Source organism: Mannheimia sp. USDA-ARS-USMARC-1261 (genome assembly GCF_000521605.1).
Classification (GTDB): domain Bacteria; phylum Pseudomonadota; class Gammaproteobacteria; order Enterobacterales; family Pasteurellaceae; genus Mannheimia; species Mannheimia indoligenes.
The window spans coordinates 1951511-1974656 of record NZ_CP006942.1; the positions used below are offsets into that span (position 1 = coordinate 1951511).

A 23146-nucleotide genomic window follows, 5' to 3' on the forward strand; every position below is an offset into this window, starting at 1 on the left:
CTGCCGTTTTGAGAAGTGGAAATTGCTCAATCAAATTTCATTTGTAAATTTTGATAAAGTCCTACCTCTATTTGTTAAAAAAAGATTGCAGTTCGCTAAAAAAATTGTATATTCAAAACTTCACATAAAAAAAGTAATTCAATCTATAAATAAAACTCAAGGAGTGAAAATGAAACACCTAGCTAAACTTTCGTTAATTGCAATGGCGGTTGCAGGTTCTGCAACTGCAATGGCTGCACCAAAAACCTTCGTCTATTGCTTAGAAGCATCGCCTTCAGCAATGAGCCCTGTTCTTGTAACAGACGGTGCAAGCCTTGATGCCAACGCTCGTCCTATCTATAACAAATTGGTGGACTTTGCAGAAGGCACAACCGATGTTATCCCATCATTAGCAGAAAAGTGGGATATCTCTGAAGATGGTAAAATTTATACTTTCCACCTACGTAAAGGTGTAAAATTCCACGACAACAAAGAATTCAAACCAAGCCGTGAATTAAACGCTGATGACGTGGTATTCTCAATCAACCGTCAGCTTGATCCAAACCACCCATTCCATAAAGTATCAGGTGGCAACTATGAATACTTTGTCGGTATGGATATGCAAAATATCATTGAAAAAGTGGAAAAAGTGGACGATCACACAGTTAAAATCAGCTTAAAAGTGCCAAATGCCCCGTTCTTAGCAAACTTAGCAATGGACTTTAACGCAGTTTATTCTGCTGAATATGCCGAACAATCATTAAAAGCAGGTAAACCGGAGCGTATTGATACTAACCCAATCGGTAGCGGTCCGTTCCAATTTGTTGATTACCAAAAAGACTCAACCGTCCGTTACAAAGCTTTTGAAAACTACTGGCAGGGTAAAGCAAAAATTGACCGTTTAGTGTTTGCGATTACACCAGATGCGTCTGTACGTTTAGCCAAATTACAAAAAGGCGAATGCCACGCAATGCCATATCCTAACCCTGCGGATGTTGAAGCACTTAAAAAAGATGCCAACATTGAGTTAATGAGCCAATCTGGTATGAACGTAGGTTATCTTGCATTGAACTCATCAATTAAACCGTTAGATAATCAAAAAGTTCGCCAAGCCTTAAACCACGCAGTAAACAAACAAGCGATTGTGGATGCGGTGTATCAAGGTGCCGGTCAAGTGGCGAAAAACCCTATTCCACCAACAATGTGGAGTTACAATGACGCTGTTCAAGACTATGACTATAACCCTGAAAAAGCCAAAGCGTTATTAAAAGAAGCAGGCTTTGAGAACGGCTTTACCACAGAACTTTGGGCAATGCCGGTATCTCGCCCGTACAACCCGAACGCTCGCCGTATGGCTGAACTTATCCAGGAAGACTGGAAAAAAGTGGGCGTGAATGCGAAAATCGTAAGTTACGAATGGGGTGAATACCTCAAACGTTTACGTCAAGGCGAAGCAGCAACTTCAATGATTGGTTGGACAGGCGATAATGGCGACCCGGATAACTTCCTGAACACACTATTAAGCTGTTCAGCGGTTGAAGCTGGTTCAAACTACTCAAAATTCTGCCACAAACCGTTTGAAGACGTAGTGCTTGGTGCGGCTCAAGAAAGCGACAAAGCAAAACGTACAGAGCTTTACAAACAAGCACAAGTTATCTTCAAAGAGCAAGCTCCTTGGATTACCATTGCTCACTCAACCGTTTACTTCCCGGTTCGTAAAGAAGTAAAAGGTTATGTAATGAGCCCGTTTGGCTTACATAACTTCTATAATGTAGAGCTTGCGGATAAATAATCTGCCTGCAAGCGGTCAATTTTGCGAATTTTTTTACAAATTTGACCGCTTGTTCTCCCCTCTTTAGCAAAGAGGGGCAGGGGGAGATTTGGTAGCAACGATTTGCGAAATGGGAGAATGAAAAGATCTCTTTGAATGATTATTTATTTTCTCCGGCAATGACTTCTGTCAAATCTCCCCTAATCCCTCTTTTCTAAAGAGAGGAATCAGATCGAGAGGTCAGATAACCCTTTATAAAATCCCAACATATTAGAGATTTTGAATGTTTCAATTTATTCTTAAACGCGTATTAATGGTGATTCCCACCTTTATCGCAATTACTTTAATTACTTTTGCCCTTGTGCATTTTATTCCCGGTGATCCAATTGAGATCCGAATGGGAGAGCGTGGATTGTCGCCTGAAGTTCATCAACAAATGATGGAACAGCTTGGCTTAAACCGACCATTGTTTGAGCAGTACATCAGCTATATCAGCGGTGTGCTACAAGGTGATCTTGGCAGGTCGTTTCGTAACAACGAACCTGTACTGAAAGAATTTTTTACCCTTTTCCCTGCAACTGTTGAGTTGGCATTTTTTGCATTGTTATGGTCGCTCATTTTAGGGATCTTCTTAGGCGTGATTGCAGCGGTTAAAAAAGAGTCGTGGATTTCGCATACAGTTACCACGCTTTCTCTGACAGGTTACTCTATGCCGATTTTCTGGTGGGGCTTAGTGCTAATCCTTTATTTTTCTACCCCGCTGGGTTTACCCGCTTCGGGACGTTTACCGTCTGAATATTGGATTGAAGCCGAAACAGGTTTTATGCTGATTGATACTTGGCGTTCAGACGAACCGGGGGCATTTTTAGCAGCGATAAAATCATTAATTTTACCTGCTATTGTACTGGGTACAATTCCGCTTGCGGTGATTACCCGAATGACGCGTTCTTCAATGCTTGAAGTTCTGGGCGAAGATTATATATGCACCGCAAAAGCTAAAGGCTTGAATACCACTCGCATTGTGATTGTTCATGCCCTGAGAAATGCGTTAATTCCAGTAGTAACCGTTGTTGGTTTGATTGTAGGGCAACTTTTGTCCGGGGCAGTTTTAACCGAAAATATTTTCTCGTGGCCTGGCATCGGTAAATGGATTATTGATGCCATCAACAGCCGTGATTACCCTGTGTTACAAGGCTCTGTATTAATCATAGCCACTATTATTATTTTAGTTAATTTAACCGTAGATTTAATATACGGTATTGTAAACCCAAGAATCCGCCATTCATAACAAGGTTTCAAGCGGTTAATTTTGCTTATAAATTTGCAAAAAGTATCTAAAAACCAACCGCTTGTTCTCTAGGATTTGGGATCTTTTTATTTTTGGAGTGATGAATGTCTTCAATAACATTATCTGCACCTAAACCAAAAACACCATTGCAGGAGTTTTGGTACTATTTTTGTCAAAATCGAGGTGCATTAATCGGACTTACCTTTATTGCAATTGTCTTTGTTGCCTGCGTGTTCGCACCTTGGGTTGCCCCATTTGACCCAATTGAGCAAAACCGTAGTGCATTACTACTCCCTCCGGCTTGGTTTGAAGGGGGAAATTCCGCTCATTTACTCGGTACTGATGATATCGGGCGTGATATTCTGTCTCGTATTATTTACGGTGCAAGATTATCCGTCTTTATCGGCTTAATCATTGTACTACTTTCTTGCGTATTCGGGGTAATTTTAGGCTTAATCGCGGGCTATTACGGCGGTATGCTTGATATTATCATTATGCGATTTGTAGATATTATGCTTGCCATTCCAAGCCTACTTTTAACCATTGGGGTAGTAACCATTCTTGGTCCATCACTCACCAATGCAGCAATTGCCATTGCGGCAGTATCCATTCCAAGCTATGTGCGTTTAACTCGTGCTCAAGTATTAAGTGAGAAAAACCGTGATTATGTAACCGCTTCCCGTGTAGCTGGTGCAAGTGTGTTCCGCTTAATGTTTGTGGTTATCTTACCAAACTGCTTAGCTCCACTGATCGTTCAAATGACAATGGGGATTTCAAATGCGATTTTAGAACTTGCCGCACTCGGCTTTTTAGGCATTGGGGCTCAGCCCCCAACACCTGAACTGGGTACGATGTTGGCAGAATCACGTGGCTTTATGCAATCCGCAAACTGGTTAGTTACCATTCCGGGACTGGCGATTTTATCACTTGTATTAGCATTCAACTTAATGGGCGATGGCTTGCGTGATGCACTCGATCCAAAACTCAAACAATAGGAGAGACAAGATGGCATTATTAACTGTTAATCAGCTTTCCGTCCATTTTGGCGATGAAAAAACGCCATTTAAAGCGGTGGATCGCGTAAGCTACGAAATCAATGAAGGCGAAGTATTAGGCATTGTAGGAGAATCAGGTTCGGGTAAATCGGTCAGTTCATTAGCGATTATGGGCTTAATTGACTTTCCCGGTCGTGTAATGGCTGAAAATTTACACTTTAATGGTAATGATCTGTTGGCATTAAAACCAAAGGAAAAACAACAAATTGTGGGTGCGGACGTGTCTATGATTTTCCAAGATGCAATGACCAGCCTCAACCCAAGCTACACCGTAGGCTATCAGATTATGGAAGCGTTGAAAGTCCATCAAGGTGGTTCAAAAGCAAGTCGCCGTGAGCGAGCCATTGAGTTACTCAAAATGGTCGGAATTCCCGATCCTGAATCTCGTTTAGAGGTTTATCCGCATCAACTTTCGGGCGGTATGAGCCAGCGAGTGATGATTGCAATGGCAATTGCCTGTAACCCTAAATTATTAATTGCTGATGAGCCAACAACCGCATTAGATGTAACCATTCAAGCACAGATCATCGACTTACTGTTAGAATTACAACGCAAAGAAAATATGGCGTTAATTCTCATTACCCACGATCTCGCCCTTGTTGCGGAAGCGGCTCATCGCATTATCGTAATGTATGCCGGACAAGTAGTTGAAGAAGGCAAAGCGGCGGAAATTTTCAGCTCGCCACTTCACCCTTACACCCAAGCATTGCTGAAAGCATTACCTGAATTTGCCGAAGGGAAATCCCGTTTGCAATCTCTACCGGGTGTTGTACCGGGCAAATATGACCGACCACAGGGTTGTTTACTCAATCCTCGTTGCCCTTATGCAACGGATAAATGCCGTCAAATTGAACCGGAGCTACATACATTAAACGGTCGCCAAGTGAAATGTCATACACCACTAACACTCGCAGGCACACCACTTGCATTTGAACAACATCTGAGAGGTTAAAATGAGCGATTTGCAAAAAAATGATAAAAACGCACCGCTTCTCGATGCGATTAATCTAAAAAAATATTACCCCGTTAAAAAAGGAATGTTCGCACCGCCAAAGCTAGTTAAAGCAGTGGATGGCGTATCATTTACGCTTGAGCGTGGCAAAACATTGGCAATTGTAGGCGAATCGGGCTGTGGAAAATCAACGTTGGGGCGAATGCTCACAATGATTGAAAGCCCAACTGAAGGCGAATTATTCTATAACGGACAGAATTTCTTAGTAAATGATAAAGAAACTGCTCAGCTACGCCGTAAAAAAATTCAAATTGTATTCCAAAATCCATATAGCTCTCTCAATCCTCGCAAAAAAGTAGGAGCAATTTTAGAAGAGCCGTTGTTAATTAACACCGAATTGTCGGCAAAAGAACGTAAAGATCGCGTGTTAGAAATGATGGCAAAAGTGGGGTTAAAACCTGAGTTCTACGACCGCTATCCACATATGTTCTCGGGTGGACAACGCCAGCGAATTGCAATTGCTCGTGGCTTGATGCTACAGCCTGACATTGTAGTTGCTGATGAACCGGTTTCCGCATTAGACGTTTCGGTTCGAGCCCAAGTGCTTAACTTGATGATGGATCTGCAAGAAGAAATGGGGCTGTCTTATGTCTTTATTTCTCACGATTTATCCGTTGTTGAGCACATTGCTGATGAAGTGATGGTGATGTATTTAGGTCGCTGTGTTGAACAAGGCGATACTAAAACGATTTTTAGTAATCCTCGCCACCCTTATACCCAAGCATTGCTTTCAGCAACACCACGTTTAGATCCAAATCAACGTCGTGAACGCATTAAGCTAACAGGCGAATTACCAAGCCCACTTAAGCCACCAAAAGGTTGTGCTTTCAATGCTCGCTGCCGTTTTGCAACGGATCTATGCCGTGTCAGCCAGCCAGATCTCAAAACCTATGCAGATGGCACTCGCATCGCCTGCTTTGTGGTAAATGAGTAATAACAAGCGGTTTAATTAAAATGAAAAGGGCTGAACTAGATTAAGTTCAGCCCTTTTGCTTGACACTACATTATCGTTGAACGACCTTTATTTAAGATCTTAGTTAAAACATTTTCCGCAGATTGTTCTAGCTGTGAGCCGATTTTCTGGCTCAATTTTTTCTTCTCTTTGTATTTTAATTCAATTACCTCTTTCTCAGAGATTGCATTTAAAATAAGATCATCACTGGTTGCAATTTCATCAACCAAATTCAGCTCAATCGCCTGCTTACCAAACCAATGCTCGCCTGTTGCTACTTTTTCAATATCTAATTGTGGGCGGTGTTGAGCGACAAATTGTTTGAACAATAAATGGGTTTCTTCCAATTCTTGTTGGAATTTTTGCTTACCTTTCTCTGTATTTTCGCCGACTAAAGTTACTGTACGTTTATATTCGCCTGCTGTCATCACATCCACATCAATATCGTGTTTTTTCAGGAAACGATGAATATTTGGCACTTGAGCTACAACCCCCACCGATCCAATTACCGCAAAAGGAGCAGCAACAATTTTATTTGCCACACAAGCCATCATATAACCTCCACTTGCAGCAACTTTATCTACTGCTGCAATTAAAGGAATATTGCGATCACGCAAGCGTTGTAACTGTGAAGCTGCTAAGCCATAACCGTGAACCACGCCCCCCGGACTTTCCAACTTCAGCAAAACCTCATCTTTTTCAGGATCGGCAAGGCTAATCACCGCATCAATTTCTCGGCGTAGAGAATTAACCTCGTGTGCCATCATATCGCCATTAAAATTCAGTACAAACAAGCGAGATGGGGCTTCTCCGCTTGTTCCCCCTTCTTTTAAACGCTTCTTCTCAAATTTTGCCTTCTCTTTCTCTGCTTTTTTCTCTTGCTTTTCTTGATGCTTTAGCTCTGCTTCACTCAAGAAAAATCCTGCAAGCGATTTTTGTTGTTCCTTATATTTTTTTGTTAAATTTGTAATGGATACTGTACCATTTCCAGTTTGTTTTTTGGATTCCAAAATCAACATCACAACCACTGCAACAATACCGAAAACCGTTAATAATTCTAATAAGAAAATCCCATAATTAAGTAAAACTTCTTTCCACATACATCTTCCCTTTTGCAAAAAAATTAATAAATATGACCGCTTGTAGAATAATTTAATAAATCAACAACCGCTTGAGCTGCTTGCTCATCTGCATTACATTGAATTGACCTGTGTAGCTCAACAAATCGCTGTTTTAAATCCGCTTTCTTAGCTTGGTTTTCCATATCCTCTGCGAGGAAAACCGTTAAATGGTTTGCCAAATTCTCCGGATTACACTCCTCTTGGATTAGCTCTGGCACAAGAAGTTCTTGAGCAAGTAAATTAGGTAGAGAAATATAATCCGTCTTTACCAGCCTTTTTGCCAGCCAATAAGTAAGCGGTTTCATTTTATAGCCAACTACCATTGGAGATTTACACAACATTGCCTCTAATGCGGCCGTGCCGGACGCTAAGAGCGTACATTCCGCTGCAATCATCGCTTCACGAGCCTTGCCTTGAATAATATTAAGTTCTAGCTCTGGAGCGATTTGTGCTTTAATCTCATTAAATTGTGCAATTCGCTTTTTATTAACCATTGGCACTAAGAATTGCAAATCAGGAAAGCGAGCCTTTAGAAGCTGAGCGGTTTTTAAAAATGGTTCAGCTAAAAACTGAATTTCACTCCCTCTGCTTCCCACCAAAATAGCCATATAACGTTTGCTTTCATCAATATTGAGCGATAAACAGGCTTGTGAACGCTCCGGCTCTAACGGAATCGCATCTGCCATTGTATGACCAATAAAACGGCAAGGCACATTAAACCTATCATAGAATGCCTTTTCAAACGGCAGAAATGCCAATACCAAATTAGTTGCTCTGGCAATTTTAAACACTCGCTTTTGACGCCACGCCCACACCGATGGGCTCACATAATGAATAGTTTTAATGCCACTCGCTTTAAGTTTTTCTTCAACAGTTAAATTGAAATCCGGTGCATCAATACCGATAAAAATATCAGGCTTTACTTGAAGCATTTCATCAATCACTTGTTTACGGCGTTTAAGTAATCTTGGAAGATGTTTAACCACCTCAGCTAAACCCATAACCGAAAGTTCCTCCATATCAAACAAAGTCTCGCAACCCGCTGATATCATTCGTGGACCGGCTACGCCAATAAAACGAGCACTTGGATAATGCATTTTTAATGCTTTAATTAGGCCTGCTCCGAGAATATCGCCAGATACTTCCCCTGCAACTAGAGCAATAATAGGTGATTTGTTTTTCATAGTTAGATTTATAAAAAAGGAATATTTAAATTCTGCCATTATAGCCAATCATTATAAAAACTGATAAAAAAATATTGTGCTAATGCTACAGGAGTAAAATATAATTTAATGCCATTTTAAATTGAAGAGTTAAATTTTCTTTTGCAACTTTCCCCGAAAACTCAACCGCTTGCAACCTCATTTCAGGTAACAATCGGTCATTTTTATACCTTATTTTGCAAAATAACCTTCTATGCTATGGTTATGGTTATGGTTATGGTTATGGTTATGGTTATGGTTATGGTTATGGTTATGGTTATGCTAAGATAAAAAACAAAAACCCCTAAGTATCTCTACTTAGGGGCTCTTTATGCCTTGTTTATTTATGTTTATATCTTCGTTCTTTTCTTCTGTCTCTTCCGCTTTCGCTTCAAATTAATAACCCGACGATGCTCTACTCTCACATGGCGAATCACCACACTACCATCGACGTTACTGTGTTTTACTTCTGAGTTCGGAATGGAATCAGGTAGAACCACAGCACTATTGTCGTCGGGAAAATCCGTTAAAATCTAAAAACAAGCTGTTACTTTGAGTATGCTTTCTCTGTTCGTCTTTTCTTTGTTTGTCTTCTGTTTAGTCTTTACTCTACTTCGCTTCTCGTCTTTCTCGCTTTCGCTTCCAAAAACACTTGAGCGTTGTATAGTTAAGCCTCTCGGGCAATTAGTACGTGTTAGCTCAACGTATCACTACGCTTACACACCACGCCTATCTACGTCGTAGTCTCCAACAACCCTTACAGACTTATAGTCTGGGAGAACTCATCTCTTGGCAAGTTTCGTGCTTAGATGCTTTCAGCACTTATCTCTTCCGCACATAGCTACTCGGCAATGCGTCTGGCGACACAACCGAAACACCAGCGGTGCGTCCACTCCGGTCCTCTCGTACTAGGAGCAGCCCCAACCAATTCTCCAACGCCCACGGCAGATAGGGACCGAACTGTCTCACGACGTTCTAAACCCAGCTCGCGTACCACTTTAAATGGCGAACAGCCATACCCTTGGGACCTACTTCAGCCCCAGGATGTGATGAGCCGACATCGAGGTGCCAAACACCGCCGTCGATATGAACTCTTGGGCGGTATCAGCCTGTTATCCCCGGAGTACCTTTTATCCGTTGAGCGATGGCCCTTCCATTCAGAACCACCGGATCACTATGACCTGCTTTCGCACCTGCTCGACTTGTCTGTCTCGCAGTTAAGCTTGCTTATACCATTGCACTAACCTCACGATGTCCGACCGTGATTAGCAAACCTTCGTGCTCCTCCGTTACTCTTTGGGAGGAGACCGCCCCAGTCAAACTACCCACCAGACACTGTCCGAGTACTCGTTCCGAGCACTTCGTTAGAACATCAAACGTTAAAGGGTGGTATTTCAAGGACGCCTCCAACAACACTGGCGTGTCATCTTCAAAGGCTCCCACCTATCCTACACATCAAAATTCAATGTTCAGTGTCAAGCTATAGTAAAGGTTCACGGGGTCTTTCCGTCTAGCCGCGGGTACACCGCATCTTCACGGCGATTTCAATTTCACTGAGTCTCGGGTGGAGACAGCCTGGCCATCATTATGCCATTCGTGCAGGTCGGAACTTACCCGACAAGGAATTTCGCTACCTTAGGACCGTTATAGTTACGGCCGCCGTTTACTGGGGCTTCGATCAGGAGCTTCTCTTTCGATAACACCATCAATTAACCTTCCAGCACCGGGCAGGCATCACACCCTATACGTCCACTTTCGTGTTTGCAGAGTGCTGTGTTTTTAATAAACAGTTGCAGCCAGCTGGTATCTTCGACCGGTTCAACCTTCACCCGCGAGGGGCTACAATCTACGCCGGCGCACCTTCTCCCGAAGTTACGGTGCTATTTTGCCTAGTTCCTTCACCCGAGTTCTCTCAAGCGCCTGAGTATTCTCTACCTGACCACCTGTGTCGGTTTATAGTACGGTTCAGTGTAATCTGACGCTTAGTGGCTTTTCCTGGAAGCGTGGTATCGGTTACTTCAGCACCGTAGTGCCTCGTCATCATCTCTCAGTGTTAATGGAAGACCGGATTTGCCTAATCTTCCCACCTACCAACTTAAACAGGGATATCCAACACCCTGATAACCTAACCTTCTCCGTCCCCACATCGCAATTACACCAAGTACGGGAATATTAACCCGTTTCCCATCGACTACGCTTTTCAGCCTCGCCTTAGGGGCCGACTCACCCTGCCCCGATTAACGTTGGACAGGAACCCTTGGTCTTCCGGCGAACGAGTTTTTCACTCGTTTTGTCGTTACTTATGTCAGCATTCGCACTTCTGATACGTCCACCAAACTTCTCAATTCAGCTTCTTCCGCTTACAGAACGCTCCCCTACCCAACAATGTATCCATTGATGCCGCAGCTTCGGTGACTAGTTTTAGCCCCGTTACATCTTCCGCGCAGGCCGACTCGACTAGTGAGCTATTACGCTTTCTTTAAATGATGGCTGCTTCTAAGCCAACATCCTAGCTGTCTAAGCCTTCCCACTTCGTTTCCCACTTAACTAGTACTTTGGGACCTTAGCTGGCGGTCTGGGTTGTTTCCCTCTCCACGATGGACGTTAGCACCCACCGTGTGTCTCCTATGCATTACTCTTCGGTATTCGCAGTTTGCATCGGGTTGGTAATCCGGGATGGACCCCTAGCCGAAACAGTGCTCTACCCCCGAAGGTATTCACATAAGGCTCTACCTAAATAGATTTCGGGGAGAACCAGCTATCTCCCGGTTTGATTGGCCTTTCACCCCCAGCCACAAGTCATCCGCTAATTTTTCAACATTAGTCGGTTCGGTCCTCCAATTAGTGTTACCCAATCTTCAACCTGCCCATGGCTAGATCACCGGGTTTCGGGTCTATACCTTGCAACTACACGCCCAGTTAAGACTCGGTTTCCCTTCGGCTCCCTTATTCAGTTAACCTTGCTACAAAATATAAGTCGCTGACCCATTATACAAAAGGTACGCAGTCACAGAATAAATCTGCTCCCACTGCTTGTACGCACAAGGTTTCAGGTTCTATTTCACTCCCCTCGCCGGGGTTCTTTTCGCCTTTCCTTCACAGTACTGGTTCACTATCGGTCAATCAGGAGTATTTAGCCTTGGAGGATGGTCCCCCCATCTTCAAACAGGATATCACGTGTCCCGCCCTACTTGTTGTTAGCCTAGTACCACAAGAATGTTTTCGGATACGGGATTATCACCTTCTACGATTGAGCTTCCCAGCTCATTCTCCTAACAAACTTGCTATCACTAACTGGCTCTTTCGCGTTCGCTCGCCGCTACTAACGAAATCTCGGTTGATTTCTTTTCCTCGGGGTACTTAGATGTTTCAGTTCTCCCGGTTTGCCTCATTATCCTATGTATTCAGATAATGATAGTAGATTCTTCATCTACTGGGTTTCCCCATTCGGATATCTTGGATTAAACGCCTCTTATCGACTCATCCAAGCTTTTCGCAGATTAGCACGTCCTTCTTCGCCTCTGATTGCCAAGGCATCCACCTTGTGCGCTTAGTCACTTAACTATACAACCTCAAATGTTTTCATTTAAATTTTCATTTAAATCAATCAAACGATTTTATTTGAAGCGATATTATTCAACTAAACACTTGAGTGCTTTTGTTCACTCAAGATTTTTTATACTCAGACTTTCAATTTATTCACTATTGCTTTTTGCTTTTTGCTTTTTGCTTTAGTGAACTTGAAAAATCTCTCAGTTTTTCAGCTTGTTTCTAAATTTTTAAAGAACATTAGACAATCGGCTTTCGCCTATCATCATACCTAAAATCGCAAAAATCTCGGTATTTTCTACCGCTTGCAACCTTAGGTATGATGATTGGTGGAGATAAGCGGGATCGAACCGCTGACCTCCTGCGTGCAAGGCAGGCGCTCTCCCAGCTGAGCTATATCCCCAATTCATCTTCCGTTGTTTTCACTCTTGCTCGGCTTTCGCATCGTTCGAGTGGTGGGTCTGAGTGGACTTGAACCACCGACCTCACCCTTATCAGGGGTGCGCTCTAACCACCTGAGCTACAGACCCAACGGATGACCTTCGGTTTTGTCTTTACTTTCATCTATCAAACAATCTGTGTGAACACTTGCTGTCGTTCTGGCTTTACGCCATCAAGCTCTCGCTTCTTGATTCTTGGTAAGGAGGTGATCCAACCGCAGGTTCCCCTACGGTTACCTTGTTACGACTTCACCCCAGTCATGAATCATACCGTGGTAAACGCCCCCCTTGCGGTTAAGCTATCTACTTCTGGTACAACCCACTCCCATGGTGTGACGGGCGGTGTGTACAAGGCCCGGGAACGTATTCACCGCAACATTCTGATTTGCGATTACTAGCGATTCCGACTTCATGGAGTCGAGTTGCAGACTCCAATCCGGACTTAGACGTACTTTGTGAGATTCGCTCCCCATCGCTGGCTCGCTGCCCTCTGTATACGCCATTGTAGCACGTGTGTAGCCCTACTCGTAAGGGCCATGATGACTTGACGTCATCCCCACCTTCCTCCGGTTTATCACCGGCAGTCTCCTTTGAGTTCCCGACCGAATCGCTGGCAACAAAGGATAAGGGTTGCGCTCGTTGCGGGACTTAACCCAACATTTCACAACACGAGCTGACGACAGCCATGCAGCACCTGTCTCAGAGCTCCCGAAGGCACACTCGTATCTCTACAAGCTTCTCTGGATGTCAAGAGTAGGTAAGGTTCTTCGCGTTGCATCGAATTAAACCACATGCTCCACCGCTTGTGCGGGCCCCCGTCAATTCATTTGAGTTTTAACCTTGCGGCCGTACTCCCCAGGCGGTCGATTTATCACGTTAGCTACGGGCACCAGACTCAAGGTCCAATCCCCAAATCGACAGCGTTTACGGCGTGGACTACCAGGGTATCTAATCCTGTTTGCTCCCCACGCTTTCGCACATGAGCGTCAGTACATTCCCAAGGGGCTGCCTTCGCCTTCGGTATTCCTCCACATCTCTACGCATTTCACCGCTACACGTGGAATTCTACCCCTCCCTAAAGTACTCTAGACTCCCAGTCTGAAATGCAATTCCCAGGTTAAGCCCGGGGCTTTCACATCCCACTTAAAAGTCCGCCTGCGTGCCCTTTACGCCCAGTTATTCCGATTAACGCTCGCACCCCCCGTATTACCGCGGCTGCTGGCACGGAGTTAGCCGGTGCTTCTTCTGTAGTTAACGTCAATTGATTGCTCTATTAAAACAATCACCTTCCTCGCTACCGAAAGAACTTTACAACCCGAAGGCCTTCTTCATTCACGCGGCATGGCTGCATCAGGGTTCCCCCCATTGTGCAATATTCCCCACTGCTGCCTCCCGTAGGAGTCTGGACCGTGTCTCAGTTCCAGTGTGGCTGGTCATCCTCTCAGACCAGCTAGAGATCGACGGCTTGGTGAGCCATTACCTCACCAACTACCTAATCTCACTTGGGCTCATCTTATGGCAGGTGGCCCGAAAGTCCCACCCTTTAGTCCGTAGACATTACGCGGTATTAGCTACCGTTTCCAGTAGTTATCCCCCTCCATAAGCCAGATTCCCAAGCATTACTCACCCGTCCGCCACTCGTCAGCAAAGAAGCAAGCTTCTCCCTGTTACCGTTCGACTTGCATGTGTTAAGCCTGCCGCCAGCGTTCAATCTGAGCCATGATCAAACTCTTCAATTAAAAGTTCAATCGCTCAATACTGCTGACATAAAATAATCACACTAATTTAAGTAAACTTAAAAAAGTTAAAATGAATTTCTAGTTAGCACCTATTAAGACTTCAAAATTAAAAAATATTTTCAAAATCAAGTCAATCAACAAGTGCCCACACAGATTGTCTGATAAATTGTTAAAGAACAAAATAAAACGACGCACCGGAATCAAACTTAATCTCTTCACAACAGTGCGTCGTTGTGTGGGGTGCATTATAGAGAAATCTAAAATGAACGCAAGTGTTTTTTGTAAAAAATTTAAAAAAAATCACCGCTTGTTGAATTTCTCGGCAATTTGATTATTCTGTTAGCTAAAAGTGATTATTTATGCACTAAATTTGCTTTAATCAGCATATCTGAATAAATCTCCGTCTAGTTATTTTATAAAAACGTGATCTATATCACAAAATTATTTACTCTTTTGAAGTTGTTACTGCTATTATTTGCAAACTTATTTTTCATTATCAACATCATATATAAGGAAGAAATATGAGCCAATTAGATGAATTACGAAAAGTTACTGTGGTCGTTGCAGATACAGGCGATATTGAGGCGATGAAGCTTTATAAACCTGAAGATGCGACAACCAACCCATCTTTAATTTTAAGTGCTTCTGCACTGCCGCAATATGCTCCATTAATTGAGGATGCAGTTACTTATGCAAAAGCACAAAGCAATGATAAAGTGCAACAATTAGTTGATGCAGAAGATAAATTAGCGGTAAACATTGGTTTAGAGATTTTAAAACTCGTACCGGGCCGAATTTCAACCGAAGTTGATGCTCGTTTTTCTTACGATACAGAAAAAACCATTGCAAAAGCACGCAAGTTAATCGCTTTATATAATGCGGCAGGCATTAGCAATGATCGCATCTTAATTAAAATTGCTTCTACTTGGCAAGGTATCCGTGCGGCAGAAGTATTAGAAAAAGAAGGCATCAACTGTAACTTAACATTGTTATTCTCTCAAGCTCAAGCTCGTGCTTGTGCAGAAGCTGGTGTTTACTTAATCTCACCATTCGTAGGTCGTATTTTAGATTGGTATAAAGCAAATGAAGGGAAAGAATATGCTCCGGCAGAAGATCCCGGTGTGATTTCTGTAACCAATATTTACAACTACTACAAACAATATGGTTACAAAACTGTAGTAATGGGTGCAAGTTTCCGTAATGTAGGTGAAATTGTTGAATTAGCAGGTTGCGACCGTTTAACTATCGCACCACCTTTATTAAAAGCATTACAAGAAAGCAATGAAACTTTAGTACGTAAATTAGAATACTCAGGTGAAGTGAAGGCTCGCCCAGCACCGATGACTGAAGCGGAATTCTATTGGGAGCATAACCAAGACCCAATGGCGGTTGAAAAATTAGCGGAAGGGATTCGTAAATTTGCTATCGACCAAGAAAAATTAGAAGCAATGCTTTCTGCAAAACTCTAACTTTTCAATCAGTTAAATAAGAAACCCACTTTAATCACTAAAGTGGGTTTTGTTTTATAGAATTAAGACTACTTAGCAATCGGCTCTAGGGTTAAAGTTAAATCTTCATCAACCACTTTGAATAGCAAATCAATATTAGGGTGCTTGCCGGGGTTATTTTTAGCATCTTCCACGTGTTCTGCAAACCACTCTAAACCTTGTTGAGCCGCACAAGCGGTCAATTTTCCATTAAATTTTGCAAATAGTGCGTTGTAAAGTTTCAGAGAACCTAATTTCCCTTCAATTGCCGGAATGTTGTGGATAAGTTCACCTTGCTCGTTCAGCACATTTAAGCCGGCAAGATGCTCGATAGCCGGAAAAGTGGCTAAAAAATCTTTAAATTGCATTAAATACTCCCTAGTAAAAAATAAAGGCAGACGTAAAGTCTGCCGATATTATATGGTTTTGTGGTTAGAATTTGTAGATTAGAGAAGCGTTAATTTTACGCCCTTCTCCAAAGAAGCAAGCATATGAGCAACCACTAATATATTTTTTATCTGATAAATTGGAAACATTTACACGAGCTTCCCAATTTTTGCTGAAATTATATTTTGCCATCAAATCTACTAATGTTCTCGCTGGTACACGAATATTAGCATTATTATAGCCATCAATTTCAGTTGGAGTCGTACCTGTATAGCGAATACCAGCACCGACAGTTAATCCCTCTAACGTTCCTTGTTTAAAGGCATAGTTTAAGAAAGCAGAGTAAGTATGATTTGGCTGTAACGGAGTTTCAGCTATAACTTTATTTTGTCTTAACCAGTTTTCCCAAGTTGTCGTCTGAGCAAATATGTAGGTATAAGCTAAAGAAGCACTTAATGAATCTGTTAAGTTAATATCGGCTTGCAGCTCCACACCACGGCTTTTTTGTTTTTCCACTTGAGCTGCAGTAGCGCTATCTCTGCTTGCAGCTAAAGCATTCTTTTCTTTGAGATCAAAATATGCAACAGAAATTGTACCATCAATAAAAGTTGGGAGATATTTAAAACCGACCTCATACTGTTTGCCTTCAAATGGTTTGTAAATTGTTGCACCATTTACTGCACTGTCTATTGCACCTGAAAGCGGCTTAAATGATTCTGAATAATTGAAATATGGGGCAATACCTAAATCAGTAACATAAATAATACCTGCATTATAAGTGGTATGAGCGACATTATTTTCTGAAGCTTTATTTTGAATATAGCTATTCCCTTTCACAAAATCTCGGCGTACACCCGTTGATAACGTTAATTTATCGTCTAAACGGAATTGGTTCTGTAAATAAAGACCTAATTGATGCTGCTTATCTTTATATAGAGGTATATCTGTTACTTCAACCGGTGCGTTCACAAGTTGATTAATATTATAAAATGCTGCTGGCCAAGGGAAATCATAAAAACCATTAGTATTGCTGTGTTGGTAGTCTGAACCAATTAATAATGTATTTGAAATACGATCAGCTTTCCATTCTTTACTCAAACGGCTATCAACAGAGTGTGTTCGAGTTCGACCATTTGCAGCTAAGAAACCTTTTTTTGCCTCAGTAGAACTTGCTCCAAGAGCGACTACATCGTAATTCATTCCATAGAAGTAAGTTACAAATTGATCTTTATCCGCTTGAGCAAAACGATAGTTTTGAGTAAAAGTAAGCTCATTATCAAACTTATGAGTAAATTCGTAACCAATAGAGTATTGTTTACGGTTCAAATAATTACCATCATTTAATCCATAATTAGTACGGCGATCAATGTTATTTGCTTTTAATACGACATACGGAGGGAAAAATGCAGTAGTTGGTACACCAACATCTTTTTGAGTGCTTGCTAATAATGTGAGATTAGTCTTATCCGTAATATCCCAAGCAAAACTTGGTGCAAAATAGTAGCTTTCTAAGAAAGTCTTATTTTGTTCGCCTTTACGATAATTATAATTTCCAACTACACGGTAGCGAATAGAATCACTCACTACACCACTATAATCAGCCCCGACACCACGCTCAGAACGATTACCCAAAGTAAATTGAACCTCTCCTTTTGCTTCCTTACTAGGACGTTTGCTGATTAAATTGACGATACCACCGGTTTGTGAAGAACCATAGGTTAAAGAATCTGCACCTTTAACAATCTCAATGGCTTCTAAGCCATAGAGATTTGGTTCCCAGCCAAAATAAGCATTTTTATAAGATGAAGTACCATCAATACGAGTAGACGCTTGTAAACCACGAATGTAGAACCAATCGTTAGTATCTAAGTCTGAACCATACATTTGGGTATAAATACCAGATTCATAACGTAAAGCTTCATCTAGCTGATGTGTAGCCCTCTCACTTAATTTCTCAGCGTTAATAACTGAAACGGATTTCGGCATCATATACTCAACCTTTCCTGTTTTCGCTACTGAACCGACCACTGACACTTCGTCAAGTTGAGCAACTTGTTCATTTGCAATAGCATTTTGTGCTATTGCAATCAGTACTGATTGCGTAATTGCGGTATAAATAAATGTTTTTTTCATTTCAACTTCCTTAAGTTATGATTAATTTGTGTAAAGCTGCGGCATTATAGTGATGAACACTTCACAAGTAAATGAAAAACAATCTCATTTAGTATTTTATGTTTATACTTTTCTCATCATTAATAAGAAATAGGTTCCGCCGATAAGCGTAGCAACTAAACCTGCCGGAACTTCATAAGGAAAAAGAATTTGTCTGCCAAACCAATCTGCTAGCACCATAATCCCTCCGCCTAACAGGGCAGACATCAAAATTTGCGGACGAGCCTTGCTGATGCCCCAAAATCTTGCCATTTGTGGCACCAATAAGCCGATAAAACTTAGTGGACCAATCACCAGCGTTGCCAGTGCGGTTAATAAGGCACTGAATAAAATTAAAATCCAACGGGTTTGCTTGAGGTTAAGCCCTAAGGCTTGTGCCATCGGAGATTGTAGTGCCAATAATTCCAACCAACGACTAAAAAGCAAACTTCCCCCTAGTAAGGCAAAACTAACCAACAAAAACAGCAAGGCAAATTCTGCATTAGCGGTTTGAGTTGAGCCGGATGTCCACGAAATAAGTTGATTTGCTCTCGGATCACCGCTGGCAATCGCAATACGTTGTAAAGTGTCAAATAAAGCGGAAAGGCTGATCCCAGTGAGTAAAACTTTTTCCGGCAACATTCCGTTTTTTTGGTTGATGATCGCAAGTACAAACAAGGTGATAAACGCCCCTAATACGCCGGCAATCCAAAAATATTCCGTCTGTTGGATGGGGAATAAAAACAGCACCGCCAAAATCCCCATTGATGTGCCGGACGAAACCCCAAGCAATTCCGGGCTTGCCATTGGGTTAAGTGTGAGGCGTTGTAAAATTACGCCGGCAATCGCTAACAAAATACCGACAGCCAAAGCCACCATCACTCGAGGGTAACGAATCTCCAACAAGCCACTGCCCCATTCACGATTAAAAGCCAATATCTCCAACCCATCAAATCCATTGCCGATAAAAAGGGCAATCAAAATGGAAAGCACAAATCCAGCTATCACTAAGCCGATTGCAAGCGGTGATATTTTGCGTAAATTTTGCAAATGCTGTTCTTGCACTCGCCCTGTGTGTGGCAAGGCTCGGAACATCAACCAAAGCAATAATGGCGTACCAAGCAACGCCGTTACCGCCCCTGTAGGCAAGCTGATGCCTTTAAAATAGGCTAACAGTTGCAGGCATAAATCCGTCACTGAAAGCAGTAATGCCCCTAGCACAAAAGCTCCGATTAACTTCCCTTTTAAGGTTCTGATGCCAAATTGACGAACCATCGTGGCCGCCGCCAAGCCGACAAACCCTAACATTCCGACCGCAGATACCACCGCCGCAATTAAAAATGCAGCAACTAATACGCCAATCAGCCGCAATTTTCCGACCGGCACACCCAGACTTTGTGCATTGCTGTCGTTCAAAGATAAAATCGTTAAAGGGCGAATCAGCATTGCCACAATCAACAACGCAGGAAGAGCTTGAGCCATCAGCCACAAGCTATCCCGCCAACTCTCTTGCACTAACGAACCCGCTCCCCATTGTGCTAGCCCTCGAGCTTCTTCAGGGTAAAATAGCAGCATCATTGCCGAAAACGAACCGAAATAGAGATTCACCACCAAGCCTGCCAAAATCAGCAGAAGTGAGGACATCGTTTTTCGCAAAGCAAGACTTAACACCAAAACCAGACTTAAGCCGGCACCCACCACAGCTACTAGGCTTGAGCCGTTTTCCAGCCATTTAGGGGCGAAAATAGCGGTTAGAAATAAAGCGAATTGTGAACCGCTGCTGATGCCGAGCGTATTATCTGAGGCGAGCGGATTCGCCAACACTTGTTGCAATAAAAGGCTGGCAAAACCGAGAATCCCACCCGCGAGCAACGCCATTGTGATGCGTGGCAAGGTGTAGCTTTGCACCAATAGCAATTCTACATTTTCGGTGGGCTGAAATAACGCCCAAAAGCTGATATCACTAGGTAACTGGGCTTTCAGTAAAATGGTAAATAATCCCAAAAAAATGACCGCTAGTAGGGGAAAATGGCAATTTGCCCCTACTAATCTTCTATTTACCAAGGTTCACCTCCGTTTAATAACCCATTTGCTAGGGTTTCCGCAAAACGTTGAGCGGACGGAATACCGCCAAAAGTCCAAACTTCAGGCAGAATGAGTGGATCTTTCGCCATCGCCAACTTTTGCCAAATAATGTTGTATTTCAAGGCTGAGGCAATATTTGCCGGATAGGGTTTAACCACCACAAATCGGCTGTTTGATGGCAATTTAGTGAGTTGAGTTACCTCAATCACTTCAAAGCCCCAATGATTTTGTGAGCCGTTCCACGCATTTTCAAAACCTAACTGCGAAAGCACCGCCCCAAAGGGGCTGTTTTTTGCGTAAATTCGCAAATGGCGAGTGTCGATAAACTGAACTAAGAGAATCGGGCGGTCTGTATAAGGCTGAACAAGCGGTCGAATTTGCTCGATTTTTTGCAAATAGCCTTGATAAAGTTGATGGAAAGCCAGTGGCTTGCCAATCAGCTCCGCTACCTTTTCCGAAGCGGTGAGAATGTTCTGCCACGCATCGCCCTCACGGTAGAAATCGACAATATCAATCTGTGGCGAAAATTGGGCTAACAGTGGCGTTACCGAGGCATAAAATCCGCTATTGATAAAGTGCAACGGTTGAGCCTCAAGGCTATGGGAAAGCATCAATAATTGCTCTGGGTTAGGTTGTAAGCGAATACCTAAATCCTTCACCGAATCCGGTAATGCCGGCTCTTTCACCCATTTTTGATAACTTTCCACATCGCCCACCGCAACCGGCTTTTCGCCGAAAGCAATCAACGTTTCTGCTACTGTCCAATCCAAAGTCGCAATGCCTTTTTGCGGTTCGCCGGCAAAGAGTGAATTTGCAAAAAAGAGAGAAAAAATAACCGCTTGTAATGTGTTGATTATTCGTTTCATCAATAAAAACTCACCGGTCTGTCAAGTTGAGGGTGCTTAATCACGTTCAGCTCAATATTATAAATTTCTTTGAGTCTGGCTTGATTGACGATCTCGTGTGCATTGCCTTGAGCCAATAATTTGCCGCTATGTAGAGCAATGAGATGATCGCAATAACGAGAGGCGAGATTGATGTCGTGGATCACAATAATAATCCCCAAATTCAGCTCGTGGGCGAGTTTTTGCACAAGTTGCATTACTTCCACCTGGTGAGCAATATCAAGAGCCGCAAGGGGTTCATCCAGCAGTAAGAATTGGCTTTGCTGAGCCAACAACATTGCCAACCAAATGCGAGAACGTTCACCGCCGGAAAGTACGTCCACTAGCTGATCGGCAAATTTTTCAGTGTGAGTGAGCGATAAAGCTCGATCAATCGCTGCATTATCTTCTTTGGTATTACGCCCAAATAAGCCATTCCAGGCATATCGCCCCATTGCAATCAGTTCACGGGCGGTAAGGTTGGTGGCTTGAGGTAAATGCTGTGGCAAATAGGCAACCTGTTTGGCAAATTCTCGGCTTGACCATTCGGTAATCTCTTTGTGATTAAAACTAATTTTGCCTGAAGAATAGGGGTTTTGTTTCGCCAACAATTTAATTAAAGTGGATTTGCCCGAGCCATTATGTCCAATTAAACCATAGACTTTGCCTCGCTCAAATTGTAGCGAGATCGGGTGAAGTAAACGCCGATTTGGAAGATCAAAGGTTACATTTTCAACGCTAAACACGTTTTTTCCTTAAACGATAAAATAAACTACGACAGTTTAGTTGAAAGCCATTAGCATTTAAATGCTTTTTTACATAGTACCTCAACAATACCTAAACAAAAAGGCTACACCTTGTGTAGCCTTCCATTCTCTCGTTTTCTTTACGAATGCCATTTAAGATGCCCGTTTACTGCTGTGGCTTTAACATTAAATTGGTTGTCGAAAATAGCTAAGTTAGCAATTTTGCCTTCCGCTAGCGAGCCGAGCGTATCGTCCACACCGATGGCTTTTGCAGGATAAAGGGTACTCATTCGGATCGCCTCATTCAGGCTGATGTCGCAATGTAATACTACGTTGCGGATCGATTCAATCATGGTGATCGCCGCACCGCCTAAGGCTCCAAATTCATCAAAGCATTTACCGTCTTTTACTGTGACTTTTTTGCCGACGAAAATAAAGGATTCAATATCGCTGCCCGCAGCGGCCACCGCATCGCTTACGATCACTAATTTATCGCCTTTGGCTTTTTTCGCAATGCGGATATTACCCCATTCCACGTGTAAGCCATCGCAGATAATTCCGGCGTAAATATCGCTGTCTAACACCGCACCGACTACACCACCTTCACGTCCGTTACTCACCGGCGACATCGCATTGTGTAAGTGGGTAGCAAAACCAGCCCCTTCAGCAATACGCTGTTTGGTTTTGACATAAGTTGCATTGGAATGCCCAATAGAAACAATTATTCCTGCATCATTAAAACGCTTGATATGATCAGCCGTTGGGTTTTCAGCAGCAATCGTTACTTTGGTAATCACATCGCCATTGGCACATAAGAAATCTAACATTTCCGGGCTGATTTCACGGATAAATTCCGGGCGGTGAACGCCTTTTTTCTCCACGCTTAAATAAGGTCCTTCAAAATGTAGCCCTAAGGCTTGGTTTTTATGTTTAGCGAGGTATTCACGCATAACCACCACCGCCTCTTTCATTCCCTCATCAGGCGAGGTAATAAAGGTTGGCAAATAGCTAGTTGTGCCTGAACGCAAGTTAGTTTCTTGCATAATTTCAAGGGTGCGGATGCTGATGTCTTCATTAAACATCACACCACCACAGCCGTTGAGCTGCAAGTCAATAAAACCTGCCGATAAATTCGCCCCGTTCAAATCCACTTTTTCGAGGGTTTGCGGTAAATGTTCTTCAAGAATGATGGATTCAATTTTGTCGTCTTTTACCACTAAAGCGTGTTGATACAACACCTCATCGCCTGTGTAAATCACACAATTTGTTAAGGCATAATGGTTCATATTTTGTTCCTT

Annotated in this window: 14 protein-coding genes, 2 tRNA genes and 3 rRNA genes; 6 read left to right on the forward strand and 13 right to left on the reverse strand. The window is 42.7% G+C overall.

The features are described from left to right. The first annotated feature begins 169 nt into the window (after positions 1-169). From X781_RS09435 to X781_RS09455, 5 genes are all read left to right on the forward strand, one after another. Positions 170-1771 carry an ABC transporter substrate-binding protein gene (locus X781_RS09435; protein ID WP_025236631.1) on the forward strand — a complete coding sequence of 534 codons (1602 nt, stop codon included), beginning with the start codon at positions 170-172 and terminating at the stop codon, positions 1769-1771. A 262-nt stretch (positions 1772-2033) separates the two neighbouring features. Further along, positions 2034-3038 carry an ABC transporter permease subunit gene (locus tag X781_RS09440; RefSeq protein ID WP_025236632.1) on the forward strand — a complete coding sequence of 335 codons (1005 nt, stop codon included), beginning with the start codon at positions 2034-2036 and terminating at the stop codon, positions 3036-3038. A 104-nt stretch (positions 3039-3142) separates the two neighbouring features. After that, complete coding sequence (locus X781_RS09445; RefSeq protein WP_025236633.1) at positions 3143-4033, forward strand: ABC transporter permease subunit; 891 nt, start codon at positions 3143-3145, stop codon at positions 4031-4033. 10 nt (positions 4034-4043) lie between these two features. Further along, positions 4044-5045 (forward strand): dipeptide ABC transporter ATP-binding protein, encoded by a 1002-nt coding sequence (gene dppD / locus X781_RS09450; protein WP_025236634.1) that lies wholly within the window; start codon positions 4044-4046, stop codon positions 5043-5045. A 1-nt stretch (position 5046) separates the two neighbouring features. Then, positions 5047-6039, forward strand: a complete 993-nt coding sequence (locus X781_RS09455; protein ID WP_025236635.1) for a peptide ABC transporter ATP-binding protein — start codon at positions 5047-5049, stop codon at positions 6037-6039. Positions 6040-6104: 65 nt separating this feature from the next. Here the strand turns inward: X781_RS09455 and sohB are convergent, their stop codons facing one another. The 7 genes from sohB to X781_RS09490 all read right to left on the reverse strand — a co-directional run bounded on the left by sohB (position 6105) and on the right by X781_RS09490 (position 14108). Then, positions 6105-7157, reverse strand: a complete 1053-nt coding sequence (gene sohB, locus X781_RS09460) for a protease SohB (protein WP_025236636.1) — start codon at positions 7155-7157, stop codon at positions 6105-6107. A 23-nt stretch (positions 7158-7180) separates the two neighbouring features. Beyond that, positions 7181-8362 carry a lipid-A-disaccharide synthase gene (gene lpxB / locus X781_RS09465; RefSeq protein WP_025236637.1) on the reverse strand — a complete coding sequence of 394 codons (1182 nt, stop codon included), beginning with the start codon at positions 8360-8362 and terminating at the stop codon, positions 7181-7183. A 420-nt stretch (positions 8363-8782) separates the two neighbouring features. Further along, positions 8783-8898 (reverse strand): 5S ribosomal RNA (rrf, locus tag X781_RS09470). 145 nt (positions 8899-9043) lie between these two features. Continuing rightward, positions 9044-11944, reverse strand: a 23S ribosomal RNA gene (locus X781_RS09475). A 312-nt stretch (positions 11945-12256) separates the two neighbouring features. Then, positions 12257-12332: transfer RNA gene (locus tag X781_RS09480), tRNA-Ala, on the reverse strand. Positions 12333-12382: 50 nt separating this feature from the next. Continuing rightward, positions 12383-12459: transfer RNA gene (locus X781_RS09485), tRNA-Ile, on the reverse strand. Positions 12460-12568: 109 nt separating this feature from the next. Then, positions 12569-14108: ribosomal RNA gene (locus tag X781_RS09490) — 16S ribosomal RNA — on the reverse strand. Together the 16S, 23S and 5S rRNA genes with 2 tRNA genes alongside form the textbook arrangement of a ribosomal RNA operon. 521 nt (positions 14109-14629) lie before the next feature. Here X781_RS09490 and tal point away from each other — a divergent pair. Next, a complete protein-coding gene (tal, locus tag X781_RS09495; RefSeq protein ID WP_025236638.1) occupies positions 14630-15577 on the forward strand; it encodes a transaldolase in 948 nt (315 codons plus the stop codon). 68 nt (positions 15578-15645) lie between these two features. Here tal and X781_RS09500 read toward each other — a convergent pair whose 3' ends face one another. The 6 genes from X781_RS09500 to nagA all read right to left on the reverse strand — a co-directional run bounded on the left by X781_RS09500 (position 15646) and on the right by nagA (position 23134). Continuing rightward, positions 15646-15963 carry a DUF2322 family protein gene (locus X781_RS09500; protein WP_025236639.1) on the reverse strand — a complete coding sequence of 106 codons (318 nt, stop codon included), beginning with the start codon at positions 15961-15963 and terminating at the stop codon, positions 15646-15648. A gap of 64 nt (positions 15964-16027) precedes the next feature. Then, positions 16028-18115 (reverse strand): TonB-dependent siderophore receptor, encoded by a 2088-nt coding sequence (locus tag X781_RS09505; protein WP_025236640.1) that lies wholly within the window; start codon positions 18113-18115, stop codon positions 16028-16030. Positions 18116-18217: 102 nt separating this feature from the next. Continuing rightward, complete coding sequence (fhuB, locus tag X781_RS09510) at positions 18218-20197, reverse strand: Fe(3+)-hydroxamate ABC transporter permease FhuB (RefSeq protein ID WP_051411629.1); 1980 nt, start codon at positions 20195-20197, stop codon at positions 18218-18220. Next, the gene (locus tag X781_RS09515) at positions 20191-21084 is read right to left on the reverse strand and encodes an iron-siderophore ABC transporter substrate-binding protein (protein ID WP_081732118.1); all 894 of its coding nucleotides are present in this window, start codon (positions 21082-21084) and stop codon (positions 20191-20193) included. The genes fhuB and X781_RS09515 overlap by 7 nt, the downstream gene beginning before the upstream one ends. Further along, positions 21084-21848, reverse strand: a complete 765-nt coding sequence (locus X781_RS09520; RefSeq protein ID WP_025236643.1) for an ABC transporter ATP-binding protein — start codon at positions 21846-21848, stop codon at positions 21084-21086. Before X781_RS09520 ends, X781_RS09515 begins: the two co-directional genes overlap by 1 nt. A 140-nt stretch (positions 21849-21988) precedes the next feature. Next, complete coding sequence (gene nagA / locus X781_RS09525; protein WP_025236644.1) at positions 21989-23134, reverse strand: N-acetylglucosamine-6-phosphate deacetylase; 1146 nt, start codon at positions 23132-23134, stop codon at positions 21989-21991. Positions 23135-23146: the final 12 nt, after the last annotated feature.